Source organism: Bilophila wadsworthia ATCC 49260 (genome assembly GCF_000701705.1).
In the GTDB taxonomy this organism is placed as follows: domain Bacteria; phylum Desulfobacterota; class Desulfovibrionia; order Desulfovibrionales; family Desulfovibrionaceae; genus Bilophila; species Bilophila wadsworthia.
This window is the reverse complement of record NZ_JNJP01000013.1, coordinates 19,327-43,996: the sequence shown is the minus strand read 5'-3', so window position 1 is coordinate 43,996 and position 24,670 is coordinate 19,327. Positions and strand designations below refer to the sequence as shown.

Below are 24,670 nucleotides of genomic sequence, written 5' to 3'. Positions count from 1 at the left end.
AATCTCGCTCCACAGCCCTTTCCGGCACAGATTGCCTTGGGAAGAATCCACCTTTCAGAGTGGAAATACTCGCCTACGCCCTCACGTACAGCCCCTTTCCGAGGCCGTCGATTTCGCAATGCAGCACGCCCTCCATGCCGGGGTGCAGGAGATCCACGCGCTCTCCCCTGTGGTTTTCAAGCTGATACGCGCCGGGGAGAAGTGCCGGACGCCGCATCCCCGGCACGAGAACGGACGCTTCACGATCCGATGACCACGGGGAACGCACCTGCACCCTCCAGCCGTCGCCCTCCGGTTCCGCAAGCCGCGCCACCACGGGCCGGGGGAGCAAACCGGCCGGGGGAGCCTCCACCCTTCTGCGGGGAAGGAAAAAGCCCGTGGACAGAGGGCGTGACGCCGTATGAAACAATTCTTCGAGCAACGCCGCCGTGGAAATCTCCACCTTTCCGCAGTCGGGACCTCCCGCTTCGCGGCGCGCGTGCCGATCCAGCGCCGTACGGTATACGTCCACAATCTGCGCGACGTACCCGCCGCTTTTAGTGCGACCTTCCAATTTCAGCGCCCGTACCCCCAAGTCAGCCAGGCATCCCACGTACCGCAACAGGCACAAGTCCTGCGGGGCCCAAAAACCGCTGAACGCTTCGCCCTCGCGGATCTCCCACAGGGCTTCGCCCGAGCGCTTTTGCTCCTCTACCAGCAAGGACAGGCCGCGGTACTCGAAACGGCACGGCTGCGTACACCGCCCTTGGTTGGCGGGGCGGTTGTTCACCCACGCCGACAGCAGGCAATGCCCGGACAGGGCCAAACACATGGCTCCGTGCACGAATACTTCGAAGTCCACACCGGGAAACGCTTCCGCCAGTGCTCGGATCTGTTTGAAGCCCAGTTCCCGGGCCAGATTGATCCGCTCCACCCCGGCCTCACGCCAGAACGCCACAGCGGCGCCGTTTACGGAATGGGCTTGTGTGGACAAATGCAGCGGCACTGACGGGCAATGTTTCTTCGCCAGCCAGATCACGCCGGGATCAGCGGCAATGAGGCCGTCCACGCCCATCCCGGGCAAACGCTCCAACACGGCTTCCACGGCGGGCAATTGCGCGTCATACGGCATGGCGTTGAGGCAATAATACACCCGCACTCCGGCGGTATGCGCGTCAGCTACGGCAAGCCCCAGCTCCTCACCCGAAAAGCCTTCGCAAGCGGTCCGCAGGCTCAGTTCCGGCCCTCCCATGTATACGGCATCAGCCCCATAGAGGATGGCGGATTCCAACTGCTCCCGGCCTCCGGCGGGGACAAGAAGCTCCGGCAAACGCTCTCTTTCTTTCATTCCGCACCTTCCGAAAGGGAAGCCGTTGCCGACGAATCTGCCTTTTCCTCCGACTGCGCCGTTTTCCACTGGCTGAGGATCACGCCCCCGAACACCAGCGCGGAAGCGGCCCATTGCCCTGCGGTCAACCGCTCGTCGAGGAAAACCATCCCCATGAACAACGTCAACACGGGCACAAGATTGAGAAAGGCCCCGGTGCGCGAGGCGGGCACGGAACGGACGGCGAAATTGTACAGCAAGAAAGAAAGCATGGTCACGCCGACGCCCAGATAGAGGATGGCCAACGTGGGCAACAAGGGGAAACTGTCCGGAAGTTTGACCGCGGGAAGCGGCAGCAGGCACAGGAAAAAAAGAAGGCCGATCAGCGACTGCATGGTCGTGATCAAGACCGGCGAACACCGGGAAGAAAGCTGCTTGGCGCACACTACATAAAGAGCGCCGCACAGCATGGCCAATACTTCAAGAAAGTTGCCGAAAATCGGGTTCGGCGCGCTTTCCGTGGCTTCGGATCCAGCACTCAGCCAGACGACCCCGACGACGGCCAGCACAAACCCGATCCAGACGCGCCGGTGCGGACGTTCGCCGAGCAGCAGCCACGCCGCGACCACGACCGCCAAAGGCAACGCCGCGACGACCATCCCGGCCTGAGACGCGGTCGTGTAGATCATGGCGTACCCCTCAAACACGAAATAGAAGCAGGGCTCGCACAGCGCCAGCAGCACAATGTACTTCCACTCCCGGCGCGTCACCCGCCTGTCCAGCAGCATAGGGGCTTCGGCACGCCGCCAGACGGTCACCCGCAAAAGCATCAGCGCCACCAGGGAGCTCAACATGCGGCCAAAGACCATGACCATCGGATCAAACGCCGATACCGCGATCTTGAGCGCTATAAAAGAACTGCTCCAAAGGAGCACGGCACCGAAGAGCGCCAGCCCTGCCCGTACGGACAACGAAACGTGATTTTGGATAAAGCGCATCATGGGACACAGCTCTACCGTGGGAACGCCGAAATGACCAGCCCCCTTAAACTGAAAAGCTGATATTCCGAACGGAAACACCGGGAGCCAACGCTATGGAACTCCGGTTTTAATACATCTAACCCATTTAATTTATAATGGTATTCATAAATCCTGTGTGCTTGGCTCTGTTCATACATTCCACCCGCAAAGGAGCAAGCCATGAATTACTGGATCAGCGTTCTCTTCAGGATCATCCCTCTGGCCATGGGCGCCATCTGCCTTGGCTATGGCTGGTACATCTGGGATATGGGCAGCGACGCCAACACGTATGTCGCCGGGCATGTCGTGCTCTTCCTGAGCATCATCTGCGTGGCGCTGTTTACAACGGCAGCGACCATCATCCGCCAGCTCATCCATACCTACAGCGCGGCCTTCAAGGTCGCCCTGCCCCTTATCGGGTATGTGGCCGCGGCCATCGGCATCATCGGAGGCTTGATCTTCGTCCGTTCCGGCACAGGGGCCGAACATTTCGTCGCCGGGCATGTCGTTTTCGGCCTTGGGCTGATCACATGCTGCGTGTCCACCGTAGCCTTATCCTCCACCAAGTTCATTCTCATCCCGAGCAACTCCAAGGCCGGGCCCGGACACCACCCCGATCAAGCGTTCAGCGGCGGCATGGTCGCCCTTTTGTTCGCCATCCCCATCATCTGCGCTCTGATCGGCATCGTCTGGGGAATCGATATCGTCAGATCCGACGAAACGCCGAACGTTGTGGCAGGACACGTTTTGGCGGGCATAGGGCTGGTCTGCGCAAGCCTCGTCGCCCTCGTCGCCAGCGTCGTGCGCCAGATCCAAAATACCTACTCCGAAGCGGATCGCCGCTTCTGGCCGTGGCTGGTCATCGTCATGGGCACCATCGACATCCTTTGGGGTCTTTACCTGCTGATTTTCCAGTACGGCCCGGTCACCATCGCCCCCGGATTCGTCCTTATCGGCCTCGGCATCGTCTGCTACAGCATCCTGAGCAAGGTCCTCTTGTTGGCGCTGGTGTGGCGGCATCCCTATCCCCTCGCCAAGCGCATTCCCCTCATCCCGGTGCTGACGGCTCTGACCTGCCTGTTCATCGCGGCCTTCCTCTTCGAGGCGGCGACGATCAACCCCGCCTACATGGTCCCGGCCCGGGTCATGGTCGGCCTTGGCGGGATCTGCTTCACCCTGTTCTCCATCGTTTCCATTCTGGAAAGCGGCACTTCCAGCTAAGCCCTCGGTAGCCTTTTGAGGCGAAATGACCTACACTCTCCATTGTCCGATCCTGCCCGCACCCGCGGGCAGGGCGACTGTCCCGGTCGGGCGGCACACGCGCCGCCTCTTCGGCATTCATTCCAGAGGGAGAGCCCTATGCAGCTTGACGAACATTTTCAGCGACGCTTGAATGAGGCCCGGATGTTTTTTGCGGAAGGCAAGGCTCTTGCCGCGGAAAAAATCTACCGGGATCTGCTGAAACCCGATCTGCCCGCAGGAGGCCGGGTTCTGGTTCTGGACGGCCTCGGGCGTTGTCTGCACATTCAAGGACGGCTGGAAGAGGCCGAAACGTTCTTCCGCGAATCACTGCGCTTTCTTGAGGAATTGTTCGGGCCGAACCACATCCATGTGGCGGGCGGGCTGCAAAACCTTGCCCGGCTCCGTTCTGAGCGGGGAGAATGTGAAGAGGCCGCAACGCTCGGCGAACGGGCGCTCGACATTCTTAAGCAAAACCTGCCCGCCGACGATCTGCGCATCGCCGACGCACTGCTGAACCTTTCCTCCCATCAGTACACCGCCAAAAAATATGACGCCGCCGAAGCGAACCTGAAAATGGCGTTGCATCTATGGGAAGCCAAGGAAGGCCGCCGCTGTTTCGGCGTTTCCACCTGCCTGAACAATCTCGGCCGCATTTGCGAGGAGCGGGGCGAAACCCGTCAGGGAGTCCTGTACCATCAGGAAGCCGTGTCCATCCGTAAAGAAATTCTGGGCATCCATCCGGAAACGGCCTTCTCGCTCGGCAACTGCGGCGCGGCGCTGGCCGGGGATGCGCAGTGGGAGAAAGCCGCCCAGACGCTTGAGGAAGCGCTCTCCTGCTATGAGAGCCTCGGGCTTTCCGACAGCCCGGAGGCCGTTACCTGCCGCAACAACCTGAACCTGTGCCGCAACGCAGTGAAACAATCCGCAGCGCAATGATGATAAAAGGGGCCGTTGGGCCCCTTCCTTTCATGCGATCCGCTGGGAAAGCTATTCCAGCATAACGGACATCCTCTGCAGTTCCGGCGTTTCGATGCGTGCCTGAACGGACGGCCCATGTTCCACCAGCCAATCGCCGTCGGCATCGGACAAACCGTCCGAGCGCAGCCGCCCAGCCACATCACGGCACAACGATTCCACAATATCCCCGGCTACCGCCTCGACACGGGGGCCAAGACGCCAATCCAGCCCGGCCAATGCCGTTACGCACGCAGCCGTTTCCTTGCCGAGGATCGGCAACTGTTCAACGCCGCGGTGCGCCCATTTGTAAAACGGCATGTACCGCTTATTCAAAAGAAACGTCATTGAAACGGCCTGTTCCGAAAAACGCGCGGCGGCAAGCATGGCCGTTGCCGTCTCCCCCCGCTTCAACGACCGGAGCAAGTTGTATTGACCGGCCTGCGCCATGCCCATGCACCGGGCTGCAATCTTTTTGAGGCGGACATCTTCCGGATAGAAGCCCAACAGCGCTTCACGGAAAGCCGTGAAAGCCCCAAGCCGATCACTGAACACAGCGCCGTTCGTGCTTACCGCGAGGAACTGCTCGGGCACGAGCCGCCACTGTTTCCACGTCTGAGGAGGCTGCGGCATCCCGATGAACCGGCCATAGAAGCCCTCAATGGACAAAGGCCCGACCCGTCCCATACGCTTGGCGGGCGCCATACGAGCAGGGAACCCCTCATACGTATCGGGCAAGCGGGCAAGCAAGGCTTCCACGGCGTCCTGCCATTCCGCCCACTCGCCTTCAGGCAACCATAGACAAAATCCCGGTCCCCAATCATGGTCTTGGGAGATTTCATCATCAAAACCAAAGCATTCGGAGCCTTCTCCGACAAGGCCGACAGCGGCGCGTTCCAAAAACGCGGGCAGTTCCCGCCGGAACAGCGGCAGCGCGCACTTTTCCCAATAGGCCCTCGAAAGTTCCAATCCTTTCATATCATTTCCTTTTCATTGCAAGACGCTCAATGTTCGTTCCGTGCCCCCATCGGGTACGCGGCGGCATAGCGCTTGTAAAGCCACCATCCCAGAGCACAGGAGGCGGCAAACAATAACGCGCTGAGCCCGATCCTCCATCCTTCATCTACGCGCATCCCGCTTCCGATCATGGCAAACAGCAGATTTTGAGGGATATACCCGAGGCACGACCCCAGAAAAAAAGGCCATGCCGGGATGCGGCTGACCCCGGCAAGCAGACTGAACACCAAGTTATTCCCGGACGGAAACAGGCGGATCAGGATGGCAAGAATGAAGGGGCGCTGGACCGCATAACGATTGAATGCGGCAGCCTTGCCCCCGTACCTCCGTTCAACGAAGGAACGCCCGCAGTACCGGGCCATGCCGAATGCCAGCACACAGCCAAGCGTCACGCCGAGCGTTGCGAACACGGCTCCGAACAACGGGCCGAATGCATACCCCCCGGCGAAACTCAGCAGCTGGCGGGGGACGGCGAGGCAAATCAGCACCGCCACCGAGCAGACATAGAGAAAGCCTCCCATGTAACCGCTCGGCATATAGACATCTATCCAGCGCGTGACGGTTTCAGCCTGAGGCGCCAGCCAGCGCAAGGCCAACCCCGCTCCGATCAGCAGGACGGCCAGCGCGATGACGCCGCGCCATGCCCGGAAAAACCGCGGCACGCTTTGACCGAAGCAGGCAAAGGATCTTACGGCACGCACCTGTCTAGTTGACCGCCACGCGGACCGTGTCGCCGGGGCGCAGCGCCGTATTCCGGCTCATGTTGTTCAGCGAAAGCAATTCAACCGGAGAGACGTTGAACTTGCGGGCAATGGCCCAGAGGGTATCACCATTTTGAACCGTATACTGGACGATCTTATTCGTGGCCTTAGCCTCGGCCACGGGGCGGGAAACGGGAACGCTGGAAACAGAGGCAACCACAGGGCGAACCGAAGAGGCTACGGGAGCCTTTTTAGCGGACTGAGACGCCACCGCCGCTCCCTTGCCGGGAATCCGCAACTGCTGGCCAAGGCTAATATTATGATTTTTCATGCCGTTTGCGGCGAGGATCGCTTCCTGCGTCACGCCGTACCGCTTCGCAATGGAGTACATGGTATCCCCCTGCTTCACTTCGTGCGATGCGGCGGAAGCGGTTGATACGACTTTCTCACGCACCGGCGCGGAAGCGGAAACCGTGCGCGAAGGGGTCACTTGACGCCCGGCGGACGCAACGGACGTCCCCTTTGCCGACGGAACTTCCCGCACGGATGCCAACGCGCGAGGTTCGACGCCCGTCCGGTTGGTTCCGGGGATCTTCAACACACGGCCAGCACGCAAAGGTTCGCTGACCTGATTGATGCGCCGGAGTTCCGCCACCGGAACGCCGGTCTTCCGGGATATGCTCGCCATCGTGTCGCCACGCGAAATCTTATAATCCCGCAGCCCGGCATAGCTCTTGCCGCTGTTTGCCGGAGGCAGCTTGAAAAGCAGGGCCTGCGCCTTGCCAGCCATCGCGCGGGGCACATAAATCTTGGTAGAGCGCGAGGGGTGGCTCACATAGCGCTGATACGCCGGGTTGTGCGCCGAAAACTCCTCCCAGCTCATGCCGATGCTCTTGGAGAACAGCATGAGGTCCGTCCCCGGTTTGGCCCTGACTTCCGCAATCTGCGACGAACTTGCGAACGTCGCGCAGGAAAACCCTAATTTATCCAGATTGCGCACTATTTTGCAGACAGCCAAAAACTTGGGGAGATACTGCTTGTTCTCATCGGACAGGCGATCCCGGACACTGTAAATCTGCTCGTTCTTGCGGCGCAACTCAAAGAACGTCTTGGCGCCGGTAGCGGCGAGCCCGCGCTGGATCTTTCCTTCCCCCGCGTTGTAGGCCGTAACCGCCAGATGCCAGTCGTTGAACATCTTATAAAGCTTGTCGAGATAATCCGCCGCCGCCCGCGTGGACTGGTACGGATCGCGGCGCTCATCCATCCACCAGTCCTGCTCTATGCCGTAATGCTTGCCCGTGCTCGAAATGAATTGCCACATTCCCGCGGCCCCGCTGCTCGAAGTCGCCATCGGGTTGTATCCGCTCTCGATAAACGCGACATACGCCAGTTCGCGCGGCAATCCCCTTGAACGCAGCGTCTCGTAAATAAACGGCATATACAGCTGCGCGCGCTCGAGGTTCTTCTCGACGGTATAACGATCCTTATGCACCAGATATTTGAAATGGAGCAGAACGTCCCCAAGCTCTTCCTGCGGCAGATTCCTGTCGATTTCCCCTTCGGACAGGAACGCTTCCTGTTCGGCTTTCGTCAGCGGCCTGCCGTCGTCGGAAGGCAAATAGACCGTTCCCGTTTTCTGTCCCGAAGAGGAAGGCACCGAAGGATACCCTTTGGAGGGCTCCTGCAATACAAAGGGGCCTTTGCTCGTGATATTTTTGGAGCTGCAGCCGGTCAGCGCAACGAGGACGCACAACAGCAGCACCCCCAAAACGCCGGAAGGGCGAAAAGCCACACAGGACGGCAAAACGCCGTTCAAGCGCATTCCGATTGCCCTGCGGAGAAACATAGACGCGGGAAGGACAACACGATACACTCTACTCACCTCGTGATGTTACCCCGGGCCATTCCGGGGGCATAAATCCATATCCAGTCTACTCGACGAGGCCGAGCTTGGCAATCCTCCGAGACGTGACAACCTTTAAGGATCTCATGATTACAGAGAAAAATACCTCCCCACGCAAGGCGTTCCGTTCCGCCCCGAAGGCTTTTGAACAGGACGCATCTCTTGAAAATGCTTCCTGTTCCGATTCCAAAGAAGAACAAGCCGTCCTCTCCGGCGTCAAGCCGGTTTTGGAACTCCTGGAACGGGAACCGGAACGCATCGATGCCGTTCTTGTCCGCAGGGGCAAACGTTCGCAAGATACGGATCGCATCCTCGACCTGTGCCGTACCGCCAAAGTCCGTTTTACGCTTGCGGATGCCCAAAGCCTCGATCGGCTTTGCCCCGCCGGGCATCAAGGCGTCGTCGCCCGGCTTTTCGAGGCCGGTTTCACCGAGTTCGCCGATCTGCTCACGGACGCTACGGACGCTCCCCTGCCGCTCATCCTTGTGCTTGATCAGGTGCAGGACCCCGGCAACGCCGGAACCCTCGCCCGCACGTTGTACGCGATGGGCGGGGCCGGGCTGGTCATACCCCGCCACAACGGCACCTTTCTGGGGGCCGGGGCGCGCCGCGCCGCAGCCGGAGCGCTGGAACGCCTTCCGGTCGCCAAGGTCATGAACATCGCCCGGGCGCTGGACGAGGCACGGGACGCGGGATTCCTCATCTACGGGGCCGCGTTCGGCGAAGGTAGCCTCGACGCCTTCACCACCCGCCTGCATACCCCCGCCCTGCTCGTCCTCGGCAATGAAGAACACGGCATACGCCCGCAGGTTGCCAAACGCTGCCACCATCTCCTGCACATCCCCATGCTGCGGACATTCGATTCGCTCAATGTGGCGCAGGCGGGCGGCATCCTGACAAGCTGCTTCGCCCGCCAGCATCTCGAAAAAAATCCGTCCGGAGAATAGCCATGACATCGGAATACAGCATCCCGGTCCGCGAAATCCCCATTGCCACGCTCGGCCAGGCCAAAATCCCCTCTCCGCTTCCTTACGGGAACATGATCAATACCGGAAAGGTGATGCTGAGCCTGAGCCATGAATACGATGAGGACATCGATACCCATCAGACCCTGCTTTTTGAAGAAGCGGGGCCGCGTCAGGATCTGTATTTCGATCCCGGCAAAACCAAATGCGCCATCGTCACCTGCGGCGGCCTTTGCCCCGGCCTCAACGACGTGATCCGGGCCATTGTCCTTGAAGCCTACCACGCCTACAACACGCCTTCCGTTCTGGGCATCCGTTACGGGCTCGAAGGCTTCATCCCCTCCTATAGCCACAACGTGATGGAGCTGACGCCGGCCAGCGTCGAGCATATTTACCAGTTCGGCGGAACGCTCCTCGGCTCCTCCAGAGGGCCGCAGGAACCTTCCGAAATCGTCGATGCGCTCGAACGGCTCAACGTGAGCGTCCTCTTCGTCATCGGCGGCGACGGCTCCATGAAGGCCGCCTCCGCCATCGCCAAGGAAGTACGCCAGCGCAACATCCGCATTTCCATCATCGGCATCCCCAAGACCATCGACAACGACATCAATTTCGTGCCGCAGTCCTTTGGTTTCGACACCGCCGTGGACAAGGCCACCGAAGCCATCGGCTGCGCGCATGTGGAAGCCGTGGGCACGCCCAACGGCATCGGCATCGTCAAGCTCATGGGCCGTGAGTCCGGATTCATCGCGGCGCAGTCCGCCCTCGCCCTGCGTGAGGCCAACTTCGTGCTCATCCCCGAAGCGCCGTTCCAGTTGCACGGCGACGGCGGCTTGCTCCCCGCGCTGGAACGGCGCCTCAAACTGCGCGGGCACGCCGTCATCATCGCGGCTGAAGGCGCGGGCCAGCACCTCCTCCAGCAGAACGAGGCCCGCGACGCCTCCGGGAATCCCGTGCTGTCCGACGTGGGGAGCCTGCTGAGGACGTCCATCGTCGACTATTTCCACGGGAAAATGCCCATCAGCATCAAATACATCGACCCAAGCTACATCATCCGTTCCGTCCCGGCCAACGCCAACGACCGGGTCTATTGCGGTTTCCTCGGTCAGCACGCCGTCCATGCCGCCATGGCGGGCAGGACCGAAATGGTCGTTGCCAAGATCATGGACCGCTACGTCCATATCCCGCTGGACCTCGTCACCAAAAAACGCCGCAAGCTCGACATCCGTTCGGGGCTGTGGCGTGCCGTGCTCGAATCGACCGGACAGGGCGAATTGACCGGTATGTTGCCCGAAGGCGAAAAAGCGTAACATTCCGTGTCCTCCATGCCCTCACACGATCCACAGCTCAGGCAGATCCGCGCTTCGGCGGGTTCGGGCAAGACCTATGAACTGACCACCAGCTTCCTGAAGCACCTTTCGGGTGCCGCAGAAGCTGGCGGCGGTCCGTTTTCCGGGTGCAGCGCCGTCCATTCCGGACCGCACGGCTGGCCCGAAATCCTTGCCGTCACCTTCACGAACCGCGCCGCCGCCGAAATGCAGGAACGGATCATCGGGCGCCTTAAGGATACCGCCCTCGGTACGGACAAGCCCGCCCCCGGATGGACGCGCGAGCAGGCCCGGAGATGGGTGGGGATCATCCTCCGCCGCTATGGGGCTCTCAACGTCCGTACCATCGACAGCCTCCTGCATCTTATCGTCAGGCTGACCGCGCTGGAGCTGGATCTGCCTCCCGACTTCGAACCCGTATTCGCCACGGATGAGGCCATCGCGCCGCTTCTGGACAACCTGCTGGAACAGTCGCGGCGTGACGAACGGCTTCACTCCCTGCTGGAGGAAGCATGTCGGAACGTTTTTTTCCATTCCCCGCAGCGCGGTTTTCTCGCCGGAGAAACACTGCGCGAACGGGTCATGGAACTGCTTCTTCCGATCATGGGGACGCAATCCGTCACACTCGCGCATCCCTCTGAAATTACGGAACGCCTGGGAGCCATGACCCGCGATCTGCGCGATGCCGTGGAGCAATTGCATCACCTGCTTGCCGAAGAAAAACTTTCCTGCTCCGCGCATCTGGCCAGAGCCCTTGAGACGTGCCGAAAGGCCGCCCCGGCGAACCTGCCGCCAAACTCCGCCATGCTGCGCAAAGCCTGTCTGGACGACTGCCTGAACAAGGCATCCAAAGGCAAGGCGTCGCCCGACGCGGAACGGGCTTTCGACGCCATGCGGGACATCATCCGGAAATGGGACGAGGACGGCGTGCTGCTCCGCCGGGCCCAGACGGTCATGCCGTTTGTGGAACTGGCGCGGGAACTCTCCGGTCAGGTTCCCGACTTCCTCAAGCGCGAAGGGGCCGTTCCCGCCGCCTTCGTCCCCCGTCTGGCCCGTCAGGTGCTGTCGGGCGACTATGGCGTTCCCGAAGCGTTTTGCCGCTTGGGGACGAGCCTGACCCACATCCTCGTGGACGAATTCCAGGATACCAGCCGCGAACAGTGGGAAGCCATCCATCCCCTTGTATTGGAAGCCCTTTCTCGCGGCGGTTCGCTCACATGGGTGGGCGACGTCAAACAGGCCATCTACGGCTGGCGCGGCGGCGACGCCACGCTATTTGACGAGGTCCGCTCCGATGCGGAACTGTGCGCCGTCGCGCCCGAACCGCGCGTCGACATCCTCCCCACCAACTGGAGGAGCTGCCGGGCCATCGTCGAAACCAACAACACCCTGTTCCGCCAGCTTTCCGAAACAGCCACGGCTAAAGCCGTGCTGTCCGCCATGCTCCCCAAAGACACGCCGTCCGCCCTCCTGGCAACCATTCTTGAGGAAGGGGCCCAGCTGCTCAAAGAAGGCTTTGCCGGTTCCGAACAGAAAGTCGCGCCCGACAAGGCCGAAGGTTTCCTGCGTCTCCAGCGCGTCTACGGCGACAAGAGCGAAGATCTGGACGAAGAAGTCCGCGAGCGTCTGCTGGGATGCGTTCAGGAGGTCGTCTCACGCCGTCCGTGGGGGGACGTCACCGTGCTGGTGCGCTCCAACGGGAAGGCCGCACAGGTCGCCGGATGGCTCATGGAGGAAGGGATCCCCGTCGTCACCGACAACAGCTTCCTGCTCGCCGAGCATCCTCTGGTGGAACAGCTCACGGCGCTCCTGACGTTCCTCGATTCCCCGCGCAACGATCTGGCATTCTGGACATTCCTTTCCGGCCGCCAGATGCTGTTGCCGCTTATCCCTCTGAGCGAACAGGCGCTGGAAGACTGGGCCGCCGCCCGCCGGACGTCGGAGCGCCGCAACATGCCGCTGTTCATCGCCTTCCGTGAAGATTTCCCCGACATCTGGAGGAAGTGGATCGCGCCTTTCCATGCCGACGCGGGGCTGCTCACGCCCTATGACGTCACCCGCGAAGCGTTGGGGCGCCTCGACATATGGAGCCGCTATCCCGATGAGGCCGCCTTTGTCCGCCGCTTTCTGGAAATCATTCACGTCGCGGAAGGACAAGGATACGGTTCGTTATCCTCGTTCCTCGACTATTGGAACAAGCACGGGCAACAGGAAAAAGCCCCCATGCCGGAAACCCTAGACGCCGTGCGGGTCATGACCATGCACAAATCGAAGGGGCTGCAATTCCCCGTCGTCATCGTGCCGTGGCACAACTTTTCCCAACGGGTGGACAGCCCTGCCGTGGAGACGCATGTGGACGGGCTGACGGTGCTTGCTCCGCGCGGCCCGGCCTCCGGCTACGCACACTACAAGGCCATTGCGGACAACGCCCGTGAAGCGCTGCACCTGCTTTATGTGGCGTGGACGCGGGCGGAAGAGGAGCTGCACGCCTTCCTGACGGAAACGTCCTCCAGCCGCAATGCATCGGGGCTCGGAAGCGGCCTGAACGTGCTTCTCGGCGCGCTTCCCATGACTGAAGAAACGTTTGAGACAGGTGCGCCTCCTTTCGTCCGCCCCGCCGAACAGGCTCGGGAGCCCAAAACGATGCGGGATGGCAAGGCTGTTGCCGAAGAGCTGGCACTGATCGAACCGGAAAGCATCCCGGTAGGACAAGGCAACGAACGCTGGCGTCCCATGCACTGGTTGCCGCGTTTGCGCATCTTCCGAAATCCGCTGGAAGAATTTTCGTTTACCCAAAAACGCCGCGGCACGTTCGCGCACCACTGTCTGGCTTGCCTGCAAACGGCAGGGCAACTGACGGGGCACCCGGAAGAGGATGCCCGCCAAGCCTTCAAACAGGGCTTGCGCACGTTCCCGCTCCCGATCCGTGACCCCGAAACGGTCGAACACGAAATCGTGGAGATGCTGGCATGGTACGCGGCCCTGCCCGAGGCCGGGGAATGGCTGCGATACGGGACGCCCGAGCAGGAGATCATTGACGAATCCGGCGAATTGTACCGCTCCGACCTTGTAGTCGACGACGGGAAACGGATTACCGTGGTCGAATACAAAACGGGAGCGCCAACTCCAGCGCACGAAATCCAGCTCCAACGCTATATGCGCCTCATTTCCAAGGCGGCGCCCCGGCCTGTCCGAGGCGTACTGGTATACCTCGATCTCAAACGCCTTGATTACAAACAGCTACAGACATGAAGCGTTCCACCTCCATCCTCCTTTATGTTTTGCTCCCCCTTTTCTGGGCGCTCGTCCTTGCGTTCGGCTTCTTCATCTATACGTTCAATCAAGATCCCGTTGGGCTCGCCCGCTCGCTGTCCGCCCGCTTTTCCGCTCCTGAAGCCGGTTTTGTCCTGTCGGCGGATCAAGCTTCGCTCTCCCTCTTTCCGCGTCCGGCGGCCAGCGTTTCCGGCCTGACCATCCGTACCCCGGCAATGACGCTGTTCGTGGACGAAGGGGCCGTCTATCCTGATTTCTGGGCCCTGCTCCACGGAGAAATGCGCATCGCCGGAGTCCGTCTTCTCAAGCCCACGCTGCTGCTTGAGTCGCCAGCCGGAACGACGCCGGACGCGACGCAACAGCCGCGATTCTCCATACCACCGCAACTTGCTGAAATGGATATCGATCTCGAAGACGGAACCATCGCCTCTCTCCTTCCCGGCGCGAACAAGTCCGGGGTTCACTCTCAGTGGCGGATGTCCGGCATTTCCGGAAGCGCCACCGTTCCGGGAAGCGGAGAACCCGGTGAGCTCTCGCTCTCGGTGGGCAAGATGGAATGGTACGGAAACTCGCCGCCGGAAAAGGACGGGCAGGCCACCCCAATCCAAACCCTCAGCAATGTTGATCTGGAAATATCCGATCTGGAATATGCGTTCCCGGCTGATGCCACGGCCATGCTCCGGTTCAAAGCCACTTGCGCCATGCCGCTTTCCTTTGGCGAGGGCAGCCCCCGGTTTGTCCTCGGTGTGACGGCCCACACCACTCAAGGCACGCTCGCCATTGACGGCGTGGCCTCCCTTGACGGCACTTTTTCACTGAAACGCCAATCCGTTCCCGTCCATGTCCTGCTTCCGTTCACGACGGAAGCCCCTTTGGGCTCCCTCTTTCAAGGTGCCCCTCTCCCGCAGATCGCCATCAAAGGGGCCAGCCTCAAAGTCGAAGGGGATCAGGCCACGTTGGACGGACGGCTGATCTTCGGCGCGGATTATGTGCCGACGCTGCGGGGGACGCTCGCCCTCAAGCACCTCAGCCTTCCCCGCTGGTTCGGCTTTGCGCGGGATCTCCCGCCGGGCGTGCAAGTCGCCTTGGATAACATCTCGGGAACGCTTCCTTTTGAGCTGACCCCGCAAAAACTCGTCGCCTCTTCCGTCACCGCGACGACGCTGAATACCGTCTTTGCGGGAGGCGGAGGCGTCAGCGATTTTTCCAACCCTGTCATTGCGCTGCACCTTGCGACCAAAGACGCCCCATTGAACCGGGTATTCCCCGAAGTGGAAAACAAAGCGGTTTCCGCGCCGTCCTACAAAGTGCCGCCGCTTCTCGGAGGAGACGATTCCAATGCGGCGGTGGGCTATGACATCCATTTGGAAGCCGCCCGCGCCACATTCTGGAAGTGGGCGGCCAACGGCGTTTCCGTCCGCATTACGCCCGATCCGGCCAGTAGAACGGAACAGACCAAAGTCGCCATCCGCTGTGGCTCACTGTACGGCGGATCGGCACAAGGCGATCTCATCCCCGGCGACGTCATGGCCCTGAACCTCACGGCCAGCGGCGTCAACGTCGACAGCCTGTTCAGCCCTGTAGCGGGATATCCCGTTCTGAAAGGCACATTGACAGGTTCGGCCAGTTTTACGGCACGGTCGACTTCGCCCGCCGCTTTCCTCTCCTCGCTGAAAGGCAAGGGGGAAGCGCTTATCGAGAAAGGCAATCTATCGCTTTCTCGGGCCAAAAAAGAAAAAAATCTCGCCTTCTCTCAATTGCGCGTCGCTTTTCAGGGGGCGGGAAGCCGGACGCAGGGAACGCAGCCGCGTTATGCCTACACCGGGAAATGGCAGGGCAGCCTGACGACGCCGGCCGGGCAGAGTTCGCTCGACCTGACGGGTGCGCTCCAGTTCCCAACGAGCGGTCCTTTCAATCTTTTCGCCGACGCCGTTTCCGCTTCAGGCAAGCTCTCAGCCAACGGCATCGGCGGGCAGGCTTCAGGCAAACTGTCCCTCAATACGCAAGCCAACACGCTGGAGGCTAAAGAGCTCTCCGGGCAGCTTCTCACGAAAGACGCCTCCGCCTCGTTCACCGGTTCCGTAAGCGGAACCCGTCTGGATGCCAATCCGGCATGGGACGCTTCGTTGTCCGTTTCCACGGGAAACCTCCGTGCCCTCCTCGCCCAATGGGGCATGTTGCCCTCCAGCCTTCCCCAACAGGCGCTCAGGCAGGCGCAGATCAAAGCAAAAATCCGGGCGGACGAGTCCATACTGCGCCTTTCAGAGCTTGAAGGGCGCGTCGATGATACCCGCCTTGCCGGCCAAATCGAAGGCACCAAAGGAACTCCTCCGCACTGGACCGCCAAGCTCCGGCTTGGGACATTGCGTCTGGGGGACTATCTGCCCGCGTCTTCCAAATACGCCCAACCGAGTACACCGTGGCAGACCGAATGGCTCAGAAAAGTGCAGCTGGATGGGGATCTCAGTGTGGAACGTCTGGTCATCGCCCGCATTCCGCATGAAAACCTGACCGTTCCCGTGACCATCAAAAACGGTGTGCTCACGGCCGACCCCATCAAGGCCCGTGTCGCTGGGGGAACGGCGGGGGCCGGATTGCGCGCGGAGGGCACTGCGGGAGGGCTGCTCGCGCGATTGCGGTATACGCTGAGCGCCGTCAATGTCCTGACGCTGTGCAAGGAACGGGGGCAGGAGCAACTGCTGTCCGGCACGGGAAGCCTTGACGCGGACGTTTCCGGCCTGCTCCGCTCCGGCGCGGATATCCCCGCCGCCCTGAGTGGCACTCTCAATTTCGTTATCCGGAACGGGGAATTGGATGCGAAGAAACCCGGCCCTATGAGCCGTTTCAGTTCCCTGAGCGCTTCCGGGGCGCTTTCCAAGGGAATCCTGACCACACGCGATCTCAACCTCTCCGGCGGCCTGTCCGTCCGAGGCCAAGGCAGCATCAATCTTATCAACAAAACGCTCAACTATGCCTTGAACGTAACCGGGCCCGGTATCCCGGAAATTCCAGTGCGCTACTACGGCAGCCTTGACGCGCCGCAGCGCAGTTTCAACGCTACCGGTATTTTAGCCAATGTCTTCAACAGTATCGGCAGCGGAGTCCTCAACATTCTGGATATTGTGGTTTCCGCCCCGCTCCGCCTGCTTGCGCCGTAACGGAAAGGGACCGAATCGCTTCGGTCCCTTCGATTTATTCACCGATGGTGTACTCAACCCACGGCAGGCTGACCACACGCACCTGCTTGAGGAAGGCTACAACATCATCGGGGCCATGATAGCGGGTCACCTTGAGATCGTCATAACTCAGCATCGCCACCGGAACGCCGGGAAAGAGCGCTTGGGCGCGTTCCGAAAACGCTTCCAGTTCGCTGGGATTCATAAACAGCTTGGGGTCGACCAGCACCACCGCGAAATCCAGCCCGCATTGCGTCACTCGCGCCGCTTGCAACTTCGGCATTGTCATATCCTTTAGGTTTCTGTTACGCCTTTTCAGGGAAAAACCTCTCCACTGAGGCGAGGTCTCCCGTTTGTACGTCTTCTTCACGCAAAAGGCTACGGTCCGTACGCCACCCCCCGCATATTTTCATTTGAAACATCCCCGATCCGGGCTACAGCCAAAAGAACACCATGCTTAGAGGAGAACGCCATGCCCAATCATGCGGCCTTCAATTGGAAGTTTCACAGGATCGGCGGTCTGGATCAGGTGACCTTGCGGACGCCTGAAGAACTGCTGCACCTCAACGAGCTTGACCCCAAACTCTGGGTCGCGCTCAGTTGCCCTATCGACAAACTCCAGTTCGACGCACGGACGCTGGAACTGCTTGACGCCGACAAGGACGGGCGCATCCGCATTCAAGAGGTTCTCGACGCCGTTCGCTGGACTGTGGACCGCCTCAGCGATCCGGCACTGCTGGCCGAAAGCCGTCCGGAGTTGGCCCTTGAGGAAATCAGGCAGGATACGGATGAAGGCCGCCTGCTTTATTCCACAGCAAGCCGTATCCTCACGCAAGGTGGAAAAGAGGGGGCTCTCACGCAGGAGGATATAGCGGAAGCCATTGACGCGGCTACACAGACCGCCTTCAACGGCGACGGCGTGATGACGCCGCACCCTTCCTTCGATCCCGATATGAACCGCTTCATCGAAGACATCGTCGCAACGACGGGCGGAGCAACCGACGCCGGAGGCCAGCAAGGCGCCACGCTCGAACTGGCCCAAACGTTCATGCGCAACATACAGGATTACAAGGCGTGGTTCGACGAACTTGCGGCCTATGCGGACACGTTTCCGCTTGGTTCCGGTACGGACACGGCCTTCCAGATTTTCCAATCCGTACGACCCAAAATCGATGACTACTTCACGCGCTGTCAGCTTGTCGCCTTTGACGTTCGGGCCTCGGATGCGCTCAATGCCCCGGAAACGATTTTTGCCCAGCTTGTCGATCACCCCCTCAACACGGATGACGAGGCCATGCGCGAACTGCCTCTCGCGCATATCGCGGCGGATCAGCCGCTTCCTCTTGAAAAAGGCCTCAACCCCGCATGGCGCGATCAGATCATCGCTCTGAAAGATACGATTGCCGTTCCTCTCCTCGGCGTACGGGACGAGCTGACCTCCGATAAATGGCAGACCATCAAAACGCGTTTCGCCCCGTATGCGGAACTGGTTGCCCGCAAGCCCGAAAACGGTGTGGAAAAACTCGGCATGGAACGTCTTGGAGAACTGCTCTCCAGCGACCTCCCGTCCCGTTTCGAGGCGCTGACGCAACAGGACGAAGACGCGGCGGGCCACCTCAAAACGCTCACGGACGTGGAGCGCCTCGTCCTCTACCATCACCACCTGCACCGGCTGTTGATGAACTTCGTTTCCTTCTGCGACTTCTACGCCCTTTCACGGCCTACGACCTTTCAGATCGGCACGCTGTTCATCGACGGCAGAGGTTGCAATCTCTGCCTGCGCGTGGACGACATCACCAACCACGCGGCACAGGCCCAGCCCAGCCATCTCTGCCTTGCCTATTGCGAGTGCTCACGCCTCGACACGGGCCAAAAGATGAATATCGTCGCGGCGGTTACGGCGGGTGACTCCAACCTGCTGATACCGGGGCGGCACGGCGTTTTTGTGGACACGCAAGGGCAGAGCTGGGAAGCCGTTTTGGTCAAGCTGGTGGATAACCCCATCAGTATCCGTACAGCCATGTTCGCGCCTTACAAACGGTTCGGGCGCATGATCACCGACCAGCTCGAAAAGCTCGCGTCGTCCAAAGATTCAGCGCTCATGTCCGACGCCTCCAAATCCATTGATAAACTGACTACGGATGCCCAGAAGGAAGCCAAGCCGTTCGACATCGGGCGGAGCATGGGGATCTTCGCGGCTATCGGGCTCGCCCTCGGCGCCATCGGCACGGCGCTCGCCAGCATCGCGGCGGCGTTGTTCTCTCTGGCATGGTGGCAGTTTCCCCTGCTGTTCGTGGGGATCTTCCTGTGCATATCCGGCCCCTCCATGTTCCTCGCATGGCTGAAGCTGCGGCGCAGGACGCTCGGTCCTGTCCTTGATGCCTCGGGATGGGCGGTGAACAGCCAAATCCCCATCAATTTCATGCTCGGATCCTGCCTGACCGACGCGGCGGCCTTGCCTCCCAATGCCAGCCGCTCCTTTGACGATCCCTTCCGCAAGCAGAGCCGCTGGAAAAAATGGGCCGTGGCGCTCGGCGTCGTCTGCCTCGCCGCACTGCTCGCCGGAGGCGGCTATTGGGGCTGGAAGGAGTATCAGAAGCGGCATCCGGCAAAGCAGGAACAGACTAGCGACATCGCCGCTCCCAAGGTTCCCGCCCCTTCGGCCAAGTAAGGGGGGCTTGCCCGCCCCGTGCTCACAGGCTATCTGTAGAAACCGGCCTCTGACGGAGGCCGGCTACGGAGCCTTCGATATGAAAACAACATCCTTACGAATACTGCATACGTCCGACTGGCATATCGGGCGCACCCTCTACGGGCGCAGGCGCTACGAAACCTTTTCCGCCTTCCTCGACTGGCTGGCGGATACGGTCCGCGACCGACACGTTGACGTACTGATCGTCGCCGGAGACGTGTTCGATACCAGCGCCCCAAGCAACCGTGCGCAAGAGCTGTATTACCGCTTCCTCTGCCGGGTCATGCCTTTCTGCCGCCATATCGTCGTGGTGGCGGGCAATCATGACTCGCCCTCCTTCCTGACCGCGCCGAAAGAGCTCCTGCGCGCCCTCAACGTCCATGTCGTAGGCTCGATCTCGGACGACCCCGGACACGAGATCCTTCGGCTCGACGGCCCGGACGGTGAGCCCGAGCTCATCGTCTGCGCCGTCCCTTATCTTCGGGATCGGGACATCCGAGTGGTTGAGCCCGGCGAAAGCATTGAAGACAAGGAGCGGAACCTCATCGACGGCATCCGCCGCCACTACGCCGCCATCAGCGCGCAGGCCGAAACGTACCGGACGCGACCGGATCTCCCCATTCTCGCAACCGGGCACCTCTTCGCGTCGGGCGGCCAGACCGCCGACGGCGACGGCGTGCGACAACTCTATGTCGGGTCGCTCGCACAAGTGACCGCCGACTGCTTCCCGGACAACATCGACTATCTCGCCCTCGGGCATCTGCATATCCCACAAAAAATCGGCGGCTCCGAAACCCGGCGCTACAGCGGTTCCCCCGTGCCCATGGGCTTCGGTGAGCGCGGCGCCAAGAGCGTCTGCCTCGTGGATTTCGCGGGCCGTCAGGCATCCGTGGAGTGCCTGCCCGTTCCTGTTTTTCAGGAGCTGGAACGCATTGAAGGGGCATGGGAGGCCATCGAATCCCGCCTGAAGGCCATTGCCGCCGAGGGGGGGAATCCGTGGCTCGAAATCATCTATACGGGCAGCGAACTCATCAGCGATCTCCGCGACCGGGTCGAAGCGCTTACGGTGGGAGCGGACATGGAAGTCCTGCGCATCAAGAACGCCCGGATCATGGAACGCGCCCTGGAACGGGATGACGATGCCGACACGCTGGATGCGCTGGACGTATACGAGGTGTTTGAGCGCTGTCTCGCCGCCCACGGCGTGCCCGACGAGCAAAGGCCTGATCTCCGTCTGGCCTACAGGGAAACCGTCGCCTCATTCCTCGAAGAAGACCCTCACGCCTAACGGAAACACCATGCGCATTCTCCAGATCCGCTTCAAGAACCTCAATTCCCTTGCCGGGGAATGGGCCATTGATCTTACGCATCCGGCTTTTTTGTCGGACGGCATTTTCGTCATCACCGGCCCCACGGGTGCGGGCAAGACGACCATCCTCGACGCCGTGTGCCTTGCCCTGTACGGACGCACGCCGCGCCTGCCCCGCGTCACCAAAAGCGAAAACGAAATCATGTCCCGCCAGACCGGGGAATGTTTTGCCGAAGTCACCTTCGAAACCCGCTCGGGAACATTCCGCTGCCACTGGCACCAGTGGCGGGCGAGGAAAAAAGCCTCCGGGGAATTGCAGGCCCCGCGCCGCGAACTTTCCGACGCCATTTCGGGTCAGATCCTCGAAAGCAATGTTCAAGGCGTGGCCGACAAAGTGGAGGAAGCCACAGGGATGGACTTCGAACGCTTCACGCGCTCCATGCTCCTTGCGCAGGGGGGCTTCGCCGCGTTCCTGCAAGCGCCTGCGGATCAGCGCGCCCCCATTCTGGAACAGCTCACGGGCACGGAAATCTATTCGGATATATCTAAACGCGTGCACGCGCGAGTCGTGCTTGAGCGTACCAAGCTCGAAACGCTGGAGGCGGAGCTGGCGGGCATCCACCTCCTTGAAGAAGCGGAAGAACAGCGCCTCCATGCGGATCTGGCATCATTGATCGAACAGGCTTCCGAAGCGGCGCGGCAGTCCGACCGGACGCAACAGGCCCTGCTCTGGCTGGAGGGCATCCGTACCCTTCAGGCTGAACTGGCCATGCTGGAAAACCGCAAGAAACAGCTTGCGGAACGGCTCGAAGCGTTTCAGCCGGAACGCCGCAAGCTGGAACGCGCCAACAAGGCGCTGGAGCTTTCCGGGGCGTATGCCGGGCTCGTTTCCCTCCGGAACGCCCAGGCGCAGGATCTCCGCCAGCAAAAAGAATACGGCGAGGCTTTGCCCGTATGTGAAGCTGAATTGCGGCAAACGGAAACGGCGTTCGCCTCATCCGGAGCGACGCTGGAACACGCCAAGCGGGAACGCGAACAAGGCTTGAAGACGATCCGTTCCGTACGGGAATACGATGTCAAACTTGCCGAAAAAGAAACGGCCTTGTCCGCCCTCAAGCGGGAACTCGCCGACCGGGAAGCCGCTTTTGCAACCGCGCAGGCAACCAGCCGGAACCTGACCGCCCAGCGTGCCGAAGCCCAGGCCGCCCTTGCGGGCGTGCTCGAAGCCCTGGAACGCACGGCTGCGGATCAGGGACTTATCGAGCACCTGTCCGCTATCCAGCATTCCTGCGGACAATTGCGTCAACTGGCCGAAACGGGGCGCGAAAAAAAACGTGCCCTCGAGGCGGCGTTGGCCCGGCAACAAGAGACGGCCAAAGCGCATATGGACGCGCTTGCCCTCAAGGAACGGCAGGATCGGGAAACGGCCCGTCTGGAACAAGCGGTCGCCTTGCGCCGGAAGGCCCTGGCGGAACTCTTAGGCGATCGGAGCGTCGCCGACTGGCGGGCAGGCCTCATGAACACGGCAACCCGCAGCAGCCTGCTGGACAAAACCGAAGAGGCGCGGCGGCAATACGAAACCTGCCTTCTGGGAATCAAGACACTTGAGCAGCGGCAAGAAAAACGTGCCCGCAATGAGGCCGAACTCACGCAGCGCCTGCAATCCGCCGAAAAAGAGCACCGCCGTCTGGAGGCGGAATATGAGAAACGGGAAGCCGAACAGGCCGAATGCTCTCGCCTGCGGGCTTTTGAGGAAGCGCGGAGGCATCTCCATAACGGGGAACCGTGCCCGTTGTGCGGAGCCACGGAACACCCCTTCACCGGATTTTCCGTTCCCGCCCCCGCCGGGCCGGAGGAACATCTTGCGCGGCTCAAGGAAGAACTGAAACGCTCCGGAAACGCTTTGGCTTCCCTCCAAGGCGATCTCGCCGGGCTGTCGCGTGAACGGGAATGGGTGACGGAACAGCTGCAAAAAGAAGCCGCCACACTGTCCGAACACGAAACGCACGTGCGCGAATGCCTTGCCGCACTGGCACATCCCTCCATCACCCCCGCCACGCCAAAGCAGCCGCTTCCGGCCACCCTGCTCCTTACGCTCCAAAATCTGCGGGAAACGACGGAGACCGAGCGGCGGCTGGCTGAACGCATCCTGCAACAGGCTGAACAGGAGGACGCCGGGCTGCAAGCCGACATGACGGCATGGGAGAAGGCCCGGCACGAAGCAAACCGGCTGGAACTGGCCCTGCAAACCGCCCTCCACCATAAGGGCAGCGCCGAGCAGGAAGCCGTACGCGCCGAACGCGAGCGGAGTTCGCTTCTGGAGCAGTACACGGCCTTGCGCCAAACCGTTTTGCAGGAACTGCGGCCTTACGGCATCGAAGCGCTGGCCGCCGACGGGCCGGAAACCTTGCTCCACAGCCTGTCTGAACGCCGTGAACGCTGGGTATCCCGGGAAAAGCGGCGTGACCTCTTACAGCAAAAAATGAGCGCGCTGGAACTGGAGTCCCGGCATCTCGCTTCCCGGCTTCTCGATATGGAGAAAGATCTGGGCAAGCAGCGGGAAGCGGCCCGCTCCCTGTCGGAGGATCGGGAAAAGCTGCGGCTCGACCGGAGGCGGCTGCTCGGGGACAAATCCCCGGATGAGGAAGAGAAACGGCTCAACGGGCTCGTCGAAGAAGCCGAAAAGCGGCTTGAAGGCGTCCGCCAAACCGTCGATGCCGCCAAACAGCGCTTTGCTGGGCTGACCAGCAAACGGGAAACGCTCGATCGCTCGATCGCGGAACGTCAGGCACAAATTGGGCCGCTGGAAGAGGATTTCCGGCTTCGCCTCTCACAAACCGGCTTTGCCGACGAAGTGGAATACCGGGACGCCTGCCTCACTGAAACGGTGCGGAACACGCTGGCTCAAAGGGAACAGGAGCTGCTCACGGAACGGGCCGAACTGGAAGCGCGCCTGGCCGACCGTATCGCGCAACTGGCTGCCGAGCGCGAAAAACAGGTGACGGATCGCACGCGGGAAGAACTCGACGAGACGCTGGCAACGCTTCGGGACACGCTGAAGACCCAACAAGAAGCCATTGGCGGCCTGAGGCAGAAGCTCCACGACAACCACATGGTCAAGCTGGCGCATCAGGAGCGCACGGCGGCGGTGGAGGCGCAGCGCCGCGAGTGCCGCCGCTGGAACGATCTGCACGATCTCATCGGCTCCGCCGACGGGAAAAAATACCGCAATTTCGTGCAGGTGTTGACGTTTGAAATCATGATCGAGCACGCCAACCGCCAGCTACGGCGCATGACCGACCGGTATCTGCTTCTCCGCAACAAGGAGCAGCCGTTGGAGCTCGACGTCATCGACGGCTATCAGGCCGGAGAAGTCCGCTCCACCAAAAACCTGTCCGGCGGCGAGAGTTTCATCGTGAGCCTTGCCCTCGCCCTCGGGCTTTCGCAAATGGCCAGCAAGACGGTGCGGGTGGACTCCCTTTTCCTCGACGAAGGGTTCGGCACGCTGGATGAGGATACGCTGGACACCGCGCTGGATACGCTGGCCGGGCTGCACCGGGACGGCAAGCTCATCGGCGTGATTTCGCATGTGGCGGCCTTGAAGGAGCGCATCGGGACGCAGATACAGGTCACTCCCAAAACCGGAGGCCGCAGCGCCGTCAGCGGGCCCGGCTGCTCTTCGGTATAAGAACATGGCCTAATCCCCGACAACGTATCGCCTTTCCCTTTGGCGCGAGAAATCGGCACGTTTTCCGGCGGGCAGTCTCCGCTTGCCTCAGGCGCAAAAG

15 protein-coding genes are annotated in these 24,670 nt (G+C 61.1%); 9 read left to right on the top strand and 6 right to left on the bottom strand.

What is annotated here, in order from left to right; genetic code table 11:
• Window positions 1–73 precede the first annotated feature (73 nt).
• Window positions 74–1,327 carry a peptidase U32 family protein gene (locus tag T370_RS0107470; protein ID WP_029435329.1) on the bottom strand — a complete coding sequence of 418 codons (1,254 nt, stop codon included), beginning with the start codon at window positions 1,325–1,327 and terminating at the stop codon, window positions 74–76.
• Complete coding sequence (locus T370_RS0107465; protein ID WP_005026665.1) at window positions 1,324–2,307, bottom strand: DMT family transporter; 984 nt, start codon at window positions 2,305–2,307, stop codon at window positions 1,324–1,326. Before T370_RS0107465 ends, T370_RS0107470 begins: the two co-directional genes overlap by 4 nt.
• 198 nt (window positions 2,308–2,505) lie before the next feature.
• Here T370_RS0107465 and T370_RS0107460 point away from each other — a divergent pair, with 198 nt between their 5' ends.
• Both T370_RS0107460 and T370_RS0107455 read left to right on the top strand, forming a co-directional pair.
• A complete protein-coding gene (locus T370_RS0107460; RefSeq protein WP_005026663.1) occupies window positions 2,506–3,546 on the top strand; it encodes a DUF2776 family protein in 1,041 nt (346 codons plus the stop codon).
• Window positions 3,547–3,684: 138 nt separating this feature from the next.
• Window positions 3,685–4,503 carry a tetratricopeptide repeat protein gene (locus T370_RS0107455; protein ID WP_005026660.1) on the top strand — a complete coding sequence of 273 codons (819 nt, stop codon included), beginning with the start codon at window positions 3,685–3,687 and terminating at the stop codon, window positions 4,501–4,503.
• Window positions 4,504–4,554: 51 nt separating this feature from the next.
• Here the strand turns inward: T370_RS0107455 and T370_RS0107450 are convergent, their stop codons facing one another.
• The 3 genes from T370_RS0107450 to T370_RS0107440 are packed head-to-tail and all read right to left on the bottom strand — an operon-like array spanning window position 4,555 to window position 8,061.
• Complete coding sequence (locus T370_RS0107450) at window positions 4,555–5,499, bottom strand: DUF4037 domain-containing protein (protein ID WP_029435328.1); 945 nt, start codon at window positions 5,497–5,499, stop codon at window positions 4,555–4,557.
• Between the two features lie 26 nt (window positions 5,500–5,525).
• Complete coding sequence (locus T370_RS0107445) at window positions 5,526–6,200, bottom strand: TVP38/TMEM64 family protein (RefSeq protein ID WP_029435327.1); 675 nt, start codon at window positions 6,198–6,200, stop codon at window positions 5,526–5,528.
• A gap of 43 nt (window positions 6,201–6,243) precedes the next feature.
• Entirely contained in the window at window positions 6,244–8,061 is a 1,818-nt protein-coding gene (locus T370_RS0107440) for a lytic transglycosylase (protein WP_029435326.1), read from the bottom strand.
• Between the two features lie 128 nt (window positions 8,062–8,189).
• Between T370_RS0107440 and T370_RS0107435 the strand changes: the two genes are divergently transcribed.
• From T370_RS0107435 to T370_RS0107420, 4 genes are read left to right on the top strand one after another with little or no spacing between them, the layout of a single operon-like run.
• On the top strand, window positions 8,190–9,089 hold the full coding sequence (locus T370_RS0107435) for a TrmH family RNA methyltransferase (protein ID WP_029435325.1): 900 nt from the start codon (window positions 8,190–8,192) through the stop codon (window positions 9,087–9,089).
• Window positions 9,090–9,091: 2 nt separating this feature from the next.
• Window positions 9,092–10,414: an ATP-dependent 6-phosphofructokinase gene (locus tag T370_RS0107430; RefSeq protein ID WP_005026649.1), complete on the top strand. Its 1,323-nt coding sequence runs from the start codon at window positions 9,092–9,094 to the stop codon at window positions 10,412–10,414.
• A gap of 15 nt (window positions 10,415–10,429) precedes the next feature.
• Window positions 10,430–13,684 carry a UvrD-helicase domain-containing protein gene (locus T370_RS0107425; protein ID WP_029435324.1) on the top strand — a complete coding sequence of 1,085 codons (3,255 nt, stop codon included), beginning with the start codon at window positions 10,430–10,432 and terminating at the stop codon, window positions 13,682–13,684.
• Window positions 13,681–16,863 (top strand): AsmA family protein, encoded by a 3,183-nt coding sequence (locus tag T370_RS0107420; protein ID WP_029435323.1) that lies wholly within the window; start codon window positions 13,681–13,683, stop codon window positions 16,861–16,863. Before T370_RS0107425 ends, T370_RS0107420 begins: the two co-directional genes overlap by 4 nt.
• A 34-nt stretch (window positions 16,864–16,897) precedes the next feature.
• On the opposite strand, the gene T370_RS0107415 is transcribed toward T370_RS0107420, so the two are convergent.
• Entirely contained in the window at window positions 16,898–17,164 is a 267-nt protein-coding gene (locus tag T370_RS0107415) for a hypothetical protein (RefSeq protein WP_005026645.1), read from the bottom strand.
• 189 nt (window positions 17,165–17,353) lie between these two features.
• Here T370_RS0107415 and T370_RS0107410 point away from each other — a divergent pair, with 189 nt between their 5' ends.
• The 3 genes from T370_RS0107410 to T370_RS0107400 all read left to right on the top strand — a co-directional run bounded on the left by T370_RS0107410 (window position 17,354) and on the right by T370_RS0107400 (window position 24,570).
• A complete protein-coding gene (locus tag T370_RS0107410) occupies window positions 17,354–19,552 on the top strand; it encodes a hypothetical protein (protein WP_029435322.1) in 2,199 nt (732 codons plus the stop codon).
• A 79-nt stretch (window positions 19,553–19,631) separates the two neighbouring features.
• Complete coding sequence (locus T370_RS0107405) at window positions 19,632–20,861, top strand: exonuclease SbcCD subunit D C-terminal domain-containing protein (RefSeq protein ID WP_029435321.1); 1,230 nt, start codon at window positions 19,632–19,634, stop codon at window positions 20,859–20,861.
• Between the two features lie 10 nt (window positions 20,862–20,871).
• Window positions 20,872–24,570: an AAA family ATPase gene (locus T370_RS0107400; RefSeq protein WP_029435320.1), complete on the top strand. Its 3,699-nt coding sequence runs from the start codon at window positions 20,872–20,874 to the stop codon at window positions 24,568–24,570.
• The last annotated feature ends 100 nt before the right edge of the window (window positions 24,571–24,670 follow it).